The sequence below is a fragment of the Pseudomonas agronomica genome (assembly GCF_025917275.1).
GTDB classification, from domain to species: domain Bacteria; phylum Pseudomonadota; class Gammaproteobacteria; order Pseudomonadales; family Pseudomonadaceae; genus Aquipseudomonas; species Aquipseudomonas agronomica.
On the sequence record NZ_JAOSHO010000823.1, the window covers coordinates 1 to 1,393 of the forward strand.

Annotated in this window: 2 protein-coding genes; both read right to left on the bottom strand. The window is 63.5% G+C overall.

Translation table 11 applies throughout. From position 1 onward, the window contains the following. Positions 1–104 precede the first annotated feature (104 nt). Positions 105–746: an oxidoreductase gene (locus OC610_RS27435; RefSeq protein WP_264432587.1), complete on the bottom strand. Its 642-nt coding sequence runs from the start codon at positions 744–746 to the stop codon at positions 105–107. A gap of 27 nt (positions 747–773) precedes the next feature. Beyond that, positions 774–1,393 (bottom strand): C13 family peptidase (locus OC610_RS27440; protein WP_264432589.1); only part of this gene is annotated, 620 nt, incomplete at its 5' end.

The window sequence follows — 1,393 nt, forward strand, 5'->3', positions numbered from 1 at the left end:
GAGGCTGCGATCTTTCCCCAGCCACTTGAGTCCCAAGCGAAAGATCAAAAGATCAAAAGATCGCAGGCTACGCCAGCTCCTACAGGGCACCCGGCGAGGCGCTACTATTTGCCAAGCTTGCGCAACTCATCCGATTCCACCACCCGCACCCCATCCTGTTCTTCCAGCGCCAGACGCCACATGGCCCGGGCCAGTTGGCAGGCTTCGATGCCGTGGTATTTGCCCGGGATCAACTTGGACAACGGCCCGGCCAGTTGCTCGGCCAAACGCGGCTCTACTCGATCTCCCAGCAACAGCGAGGGACGGCAGAGGGTCAGTTGCGGCCAGTCCTGGGCCTTGAGGGCGGCTTCCATTTCACCTTTGACCCGGTTGTAGAAAATCGAAGACTTGGCATCGGCCCCCAGCGCGCTGATCACGATCAGATGGCGTGCGCCCAGCTCCCGGGCGCGTTTGGCGAAGGCCACCACCAGGTCCAGGTCCACCGCGCGAAAGGCCTGCTCGGAGCCGGCTTTCTTGATAGTGGTGCCGAGGCAGCAGAAGGCTATGTCGACCGGGCCTTCCAGCCGCTGCAGCAGGTCGGCCGGTTCCCCAACCGGATTTTCCAGGTGCGGATGCTCGGCCAGTGGCCGGCGGGACGGCGCCAGTACCCGGGTGATGGTCGGCTCGTTGAGCAGCCGATCCAGCAGGTGTTCCCCGGTCAACCCGGTCGCGCCGGCGAGCAAAACATGCTGAGGCGTCAAGTACATAGTGTTTCCCCCTTGATACGGTTCAGCTTAGTTGCTCTTTTTGGCCTCGTCGTTCAGTGCAGCACTTTGCAACGCTTTCCGCGCCTGCTGCTTGCGTAGCAATTGCCAGTGGGACAGCACGGTGCGAGGCGCCCAGATCTGCGGCTCGGAGGCTTCGAAATTGTCCGCCTGCTCCCGCTCCGCGACGATGCCCTTGGCACGCTTGAAGGCTTGTTCCAAGTCGTCGGTCTGGTTCAGTGCCTGGGCGAACAGGGCGTCGCCAAAGTAAGTGAAGTTGGCCTCTTCCGAGCAGCCGAAGGACACCCGGTCGGCCCGCGAAGCGGTCATCACCAGGGTCCGTTCATCCTTGAGCGCCGGAATGAAACCGCCGGAATAGCAGGCGGAAATCACCACGATCTTGTCGCGGTTCTTCAGCGGCGCCAGCACCGCGGCCAGTTCGTCGGCGGGCAGGTCGGCCAGTTCCATGCGCGGTTGGTCGAGGACCAGTTCGTGCTCGCTGGTGCCATGGCTGGTCAGGTAGATGAACACCAGGTCTTCCGGGCCGCTGCGCTCGGCCAGGGTGGCGACGGCGCGGCGCAGGCTTTCGCGAGTGGCCATGGGACGGTCGCCGAGGTGGTCGCGGTGATTCACCAGGCGGATCTGACCGA

What these genes read in the sequence shown, in the direction of transcription:
- OC610_RS27435 (WP_264432587.1), bottom strand. Translation starts at nt 746, where the DNA reads ATGTACTTGACGCCTCAGCATGTTTTGCTCGCCGGCGCGACCGGGTTG.